Here is a 6,472-nt window from a genome sequence, read left to right on the forward strand (position 1 = left end):
TTCGGCGTTTCGCCGGAGGATATCCGTATGAAATATCAAGACATGAGCGGAAAACTGGCTGACTACCGTCGTCAGATCGCCGACATTCGAGAGAAGATGAGAGATGCCATCGCGACGGTCGAGCCGCAGGAAGTGAAGGATTATGAGTTCGCGAACACCGATGGATCGGTGCGTTTGTCCGAGCTGTTCGGCGACCACGAAGACCTCATCGTCATTCACAACATGGGCGTGGCCTGTTCTTACTGCACGCTGTGGGCGGACGGATATAACGGCATTCATCGGCACGTCGTCTCGCGCGCAGGGTTTGTCGTTTCAAGTCCCGATAGCCCTAACGTGCAGAAGAAATTTGCCGAAAGCCGCGGTTGGGAGTTTCCGATGGTCAGTCACGCGGATTCGAGCTTTGCTGCCGACATGGGTTACGTGTCGACAAAGGGCGGATGGATGCCCGGTGTTTCTGTCTTCAGGCGCGACGGCGACGCGATCATGCGGGTTTCGGATACCGGCTTCAGCCCAGGCGATGACTTCTGCGCGATCTGGCATTTCTTCGACATGCTGCCAGGTGGCGTGGGTGAGTGGCCCGGGCCGGCGAAAAAGTCGTCCTGCTGCTCCGGTGTATGACGGGAGAACGTGTCATGTGTCCACTTTGCGTTGGTACCGCGTTGCTCTTGTGGGGCAGCACAGGTTCGGCGGGCGGTGTGGCTGCTGTCACGCTAAAGTCGATCAGGCGACGTCGTCTTACTTTGTCGCCTGCTCAACCTCATCGATTGCTGAATCATGTAGTCGCGAGTGCGCAAACTGGCGTAGATGAGAAGGACCCTGCAATCCCTTCATCTCTCTCTGGCACTGCTCGACGCGATCACTGAGAGCGCAACGATGGTCCTTGAACGGTCGCGCCACTAGCTCGAGTGGCGCAGTATCGCAATTGCAATTTCAACCACGATCAATACGATGATCGCCAGTTCCAGCAATTCTCCGCGCTTGCCTGAGGCTTCTTCATACAGTGCGGCATAGGTGTCCCGAATGATCGCCAATTTGCGATCCACCGCTTCGCTGACCTGGCGTACGCGAAAGAGATCCAAGGCGGTTGCATAGACGCGGGCGAGATAAACGTCTTCGGTCACCTGGAGGGCGTTATCCACCTTTTCGGTGATTTCGGTAACTTCCGCGACGAGTGTATAGAGCTTGCGCGCCAGGTCGGCGGTACGCCGCGCCGCAAAGGGATTGCTCGCGTGGTGCGCAGCCTCCACCAGGTCATACATGAGCGGCAGCTCGGCATCCAGCAGTTCGTCGTAGAACCGCATTTCCAGCAGCTGGGCGTTGGCGACTTCAAGAATGTCCCTGACGTCGGAGTCGCCACGCGGCTCAAACATGAAAGCGCGATCCCAGGTCAATACCACCAGATCGTCTGCGTAATAAGAGAAGCGCTGTTGCAGCAAGTCACGACGCGCCTGTTCCGATAAGGGCCGCTGTTCGCCCGAAAGCAGCGGCACCAGATCGATGTGCTCGTGCATGGTGCTGACCGGTATCGCCTCGTCGAAGGCCTGCACGATGCCAAGCAGGTAATCTTCGTGCAGCAAAGCGGGGCTTGGCTTTGTCAACGCAGGGAGTAACGCATCATGGAGCTGCTTTAGCAGTTGCTGCCATACGGGACTGTCGGCGCTCGGGCCGAACATGGCGTCTACGGCATTGACCAGCTGCGAAAACGATGCCCAGCTGCACGATGCAACGGGAATCTGTATGGAAAACCCCGCCGCACCGAAGTCATACAGTCGCGCCGTGACCTGGGCCTGGTATGGATTGCCTGCCAACGTCAGGCTTAGCGTGTCGAGCGTCAGCATTACCGGAGGTACGCCGAAGGTCACCGCTTTTGGCGGCGTACTGCTGAGTTTGATGCGCGTGCTGGCTGGATGCTGCTGCTGGTCCCATAGCCTTTCCACCTTAGGTAAGTCGATCGCGTCGGCGATGTCGACCAGGTGCATGGCAATCACGACGGCCGATTGAACGGTGGGTTGCTCGTACGGCATAAGTTCGTACCTTGGTGGGATACGCAACGATACCGATTGAATGTTATGCGCGCATGAAGGTCGACGCGGATACTTTCACGACGAACCTCTTGCACGACAGTCGCGATCGCGATGCATTGTGCAGAATGAGGGCAGTGTGCAGATTGTTGATGCACAATGCCACCCATACGTCACTTACTTCACCGACTCGCGCAAGGCTGATATGGCCGAAAAGGTTTAGACGCGGGCAGATCCTTCCTTCGCCCTTTTCATGTCACCTTCCACATGGCGTTCAGTCATGAACCACATTGCACTGGCCACAAACCCGAATAAGCCAGCCACGGCTAAGCCTAATGCCAGCCCCTGATAACCGCCGTGGAACGTATCGGAGATCTCACCCACCAGCAGCGGACCCCATGCGCCGCCCAATAGATACAGCGCCAACATGGCCACGCCCCATGACAAACCTCTTAGTCTGGCGGGCACCACATCTTGTGCAGTCGCGGCAGCAGCCGGTAACGCCATGCCAGAAGCAATGCTGTACAGCGGGAGCATGATCGCGCAAAAAATCATCAAGTGTTTATTGTTGATATCGAGCGCGGCGAGCAGTTCGAGCAGCAAGAACACGGAAGTAATTGCGATACTCACTGCCGCCAGATGCACCCGGCCATCGGGTCTTTTTTTCTGCCATTTGTCCGCGAAAATTCCGCCGAGGACGGGGCCGACAAGCGCGATGATGGCGACCAATCCCATGATCCCGCCGGCCACGTCTTCCTTGATGTTGTACGCGCGCATCAGCAGCGCGGGGAACCAGTTCAGCACCGATATTTGCATGACTGCAAACATGCCCAGTCCGACGTACAGCCAACGCAATGTGTGAATTTTCCACAGCTGCTTCAGATTGCTGAGTAAAGAGTCATGGACGACATTCGATCCGTCCGCAGCTTTCAAGCGATAGTCCTGCATGAAAAAGGCGAGGATGCCAAGGATGACTCCCGGTACACCGAAAACATAGAACGGTGTGCGCCAACCGCCGAAATGCGCCGACAGATAACCGCCGCCACTCGCGCCGACGATGATGCCAATGGTGATGAACATATTAAAAATGCCCAGCTTCTGAGCTCGCTTTTCTTCCGGATAAGACGCTGAAATCAGTGCGGTGCCGCCAGGCGCGATAACCGATTCACCCACGCCGACGCCAAAACGGGCAAACAACAATGCGGTAAGCCCGCTAGTGAATCCGGTGGCTACAGTAAAAATGCTCCAGACAAACGCCATCACGCCAAGCGTTTTCTTTCTGCTCCAGACGTCGACTAAATGCGCAATCGGCAGCGTGAAAAGCATGATGCCGATAAAGAATGCCGTGCCCACCAAACCCGCTTGCGCGTCGGTCAACCCCAGCTCAACTTTCATGGGTTGCAGGACGATCGCCATGATCTGCCAATCGGCATAACGCATGGCGTAAAGCAGCGAACAAATAATCAATACGTAGGTCGCGCGTGGGCCGCCTACTTTGAAATTATCCGACTCTTGAATCTTCATCATTCCCCCTGCTTTTTTTGTCTCTAAATTGGCGTCGAATTCCAGCATCTGGTTGCTTTTCTCCGTCCCCTGCTAGCAGGGGGAGACAAACTGCATAGCTGAAACACGTTGTTATTGGAGCTCGCCATCTATAACTGGCTGGAGAATTCCTTTTCCTGCAATACGCGCCATTGCACCTTGCCGGTCGCGCTTTTGGGTAGTTGCTCAACGAACTCGACCTTATGGGGCACTTTGTAGGCGGCCATGTGCTGACGTGCCCATGTCATCAATTCTTCCGCTGTGGTGGATTGACCGGCGCGCAATACCGCAATCACTTTGACGCTCTCGCCGCGTTGCGCATCGCGAAAACCAATCACGCACGCTTCCTGTATGGCGGGATGCGCGTACAGCAAACTTTCCACTTCGGCGGGCCACACTTTGTAGCCCGACGCATTGATCATGCGTTTGAGTCGGTCGACCAAAAAGAAATAACCTTCATCGTCGACGTAACCCAGATCACCGGTGCGGAAATAGCGAACACCTTGAATTTCTACAAAGGCCAATTCGGTGGCGTCGGGCCGCCCCCAATAGCCTTGGAACACCTGCGGCCCGTGCAACAGAATTTCGCCGACTTCGTTAGTGGCCAGTATCTGTAACGTGTCGGGATCGACCACGACGGCGTCGGTGTCTTGAATCGGAATGCCCAGACACTGCGGCTTGGCACGATGGGCCGGATTTGTATGAGTGGTCGCCATGGTTTCCGACAGACCGTAACCTTCGACGTAAGACAAGCCCCATAGCGGCTGGATTCTTTCCGCTACCGCTTTGGGCATCGCCGCACCGCCACCGCTCAACACTTTCATCGAGCTCAAGTCGAACTTGTCCAGTTCAGGTTGCGCCATGAAATCGATCAGCATGGTGGGAATAGCGACCCATGACGTAATGCGGTAGCGCTGTATCAACATGGCCGCGCAGCGCCGGTCCCAACGTGTCATCGCGACGGTCGTACCGCCGACGTAGATCACCGCGTTCACGCCGTTTTGCAGACCGGTGACGTGAAACATTGGCAACGCGGCCAGTGCTGTCTGATCTTTTGCCATGCGGCAGAATTCAGCAGGTGCCACGGCCGTATGCATCACGCTGCGGTGTGTATGCATGCAACCTTTGGGTGCACCCGTGGTACCGGAGGTGTAGGGAATCACGGCCAGATCGTCAGGGCCGGTCGCAACGTCGGCGATGATCGCGTCGCTGTGCAAGGCATGTTGCCAGCTGACAACGCTAGTCGACGTTATGTCTGCGCGTGCGGCCGTTACCACTTCAGGAACAGGAAGGTCGGTATTGGCTATCAGGTAATCGGAATAGCAAGCACTGATTGCGTGATCGAGTTCATTCCCGAGCAGCGGAGTGATCTGGGCTGCGAGTTCCTGCCCAAAGATCGCAACTTTGCTGCCGCTATCTGTCACGATGTGGCGCACTTCATCCAACAGATTCATCGTGTTGACCGGTACGACTACCGCGCCGATACGCAAAATGGCATAGAAAGCGATGATGAATTGCGGACTGTTCTGCAGATACAGAGCGACCCGGTCGCCTTTTGCAACGGAGAACTTTTGTTGCAGAAAGCCAGCAAGCGTATCGACTTGCCGTTTCAGCTCCGCGTAGCTGACCGCGTTGTCGTAGTAGATGATCGCATTGCGATCCGGATAACGCGTCGCGGATACTTCCAGGTTGTAATACAACGAGGTTTGCGGCAATTCCACATGCAGCGGCAGGCCTGGTGGCCAATGACTTAGATTCTTCATCAGGTCAGTCGAGTTGTTGTGGCAGCACCACCAGCTTGCCGACCGCTTGGCGAGCGAGCAGTGCATCGAGCGCTTGCGATGCCTGTGACAACGGGTAGCGCTTGGAGATAAGTGGATGAATCTTGCGGTGTTGCAACCACGCAAACAGTAACTTCATGTTGTCGGCGTTCAATTCGGGCTCGCGGCGCACGAACTCGCCCCAGAACACGCCGACCAGCGAGCTGCCCTTGAGCAAAAGCAAGTTGGTGGCGATCTTTGGGATATCGCCTGTGGCAAAACCCACTACCAAATAACGACCGCGCCAGCCGACACTGCGAAGCGCCGGTTCGGCAAGCGCGCCGCCAACGGGATCGTAGACGACGTCGACGCCGCGCCCTTCCGTCAATGCCTTGATGCGTTCGCGTAAATCGTCGCTGCTGTAGTTGATGGTTTCGTCGGCGCCACGTTCGCGCGCAGCATTCAACTTTTCCTCCGACGACGCCGCTGCGATAACGCGCATACCCAGCAGTTTGCCGATTTCCACCGCTGCCAATCCAACGCCGCCGCCAGCGCCAAGCACTAACAAGGTTTCGCCTGCCTGCGCTTGCGCGCGATCCTTTAAGGCATGCAATGAGGTGCCATAGGTGAGCACGAAGCTGCCTGCCAGCTCCAAATCCGCGTCGGTAATGTCGCGCGGCAAAGGCACAATGTGGACGGCATCGACCAGCACTTCCTGCGCATAGGCGCCATAGGGCGTGATGCCCACTACCTTGTCGCCTATCGCAAGGTGCTTGACCTCGTTGCCGATGGCGATGATCTCTCCCGACAATTCACCGCCGGGCGAAAAGGGAAACTCCGGCTTGAATTGGTACTTCCCGGCAACGATCAAGGCGTCGGGAAAATTCACGGCTGCTACGAGTGTGCGCACCAATACCTGCTTCGGCCCAGGAACGGGTGAGGGCAGGTCGCGTAACTGCAATGATGACGGTGGGCCCCAGGCTTCGCAGACAATGGCTTTCATGGTGTACCTGTCGACATATGGATGAACGGTTCAGAAGCGCCCGTTGGTGAGTTCGTACACCGTGTTTCTGAGCGCTACCAATTTCGGACCGAAGTCATGAATGAGCTTTTCGCGAGTCATCACCGAGACACGACCGCTGCAGTTGA

At 56.5% G+C, this 6,472-nt stretch carries 5 protein-coding genes; 1 reads left to right on the forward strand and 4 read right to left on the reverse strand.

Annotated features, from left to right (window positions below):
- The first annotated feature begins 27 nt into the window (after positions 1 to 27).
- Positions 28 to 618: a DUF899 family protein gene (locus VK725_RS06245; protein WP_325317195.1), complete on the forward strand. Its 591-nt coding sequence runs from the start codon at positions 28 to 30 to the stop codon at positions 616 to 618.
- A gap of 278 nt (positions 619 to 896) precedes the next feature.
- Here the strand turns inward: VK725_RS06245 and VK725_RS06250 are convergent, their stop codons facing one another.
- The 4 genes from VK725_RS06250 to VK725_RS06265 all read right to left on the reverse strand — a co-directional run bounded on the left by VK725_RS06250 (position 897) and on the right by VK725_RS06265 (position 6,326).
- Positions 897 to 2,024: a hypothetical protein gene (locus tag VK725_RS06250; protein WP_325317196.1), complete on the reverse strand. Its 1,128-nt coding sequence runs from the start codon at positions 2,022 to 2,024 to the stop codon at positions 897 to 899.
- A gap of 216 nt (positions 2,025 to 2,240) precedes the next feature.
- Entirely contained in the window at positions 2,241 to 3,593 is a 1,353-nt protein-coding gene (locus VK725_RS06255) for an MFS transporter (protein ID WP_325317197.1), read from the reverse strand.
- A gap of 80 nt (positions 3,594 to 3,673) precedes the next feature.
- Positions 3,674 to 5,326: a long-chain-fatty-acid--CoA ligase gene (locus tag VK725_RS06260; RefSeq protein WP_325317198.1), complete on the reverse strand. Its 1,653-nt coding sequence runs from the start codon at positions 5,324 to 5,326 to the stop codon at positions 3,674 to 3,676.
- A 4-nt stretch (positions 5,327 to 5,330) separates the two neighbouring features.
- The gene (locus tag VK725_RS06265) at positions 5,331 to 6,326 is read right to left on the reverse strand and encodes an NADPH:quinone oxidoreductase family protein (RefSeq protein WP_325317199.1); all 996 of its coding nucleotides are present in this window, start codon (positions 6,324 to 6,326) and stop codon (positions 5,331 to 5,333) included.
- Between the last annotated feature and the right edge of the window lie 146 nt (positions 6,327 to 6,472).

Source organism: Dyella sp., from assembly GCF_035486915.1.
Classification (GTDB): domain Bacteria; phylum Pseudomonadota; class Gammaproteobacteria; order Xanthomonadales; family Rhodanobacteraceae; genus Dyella_B.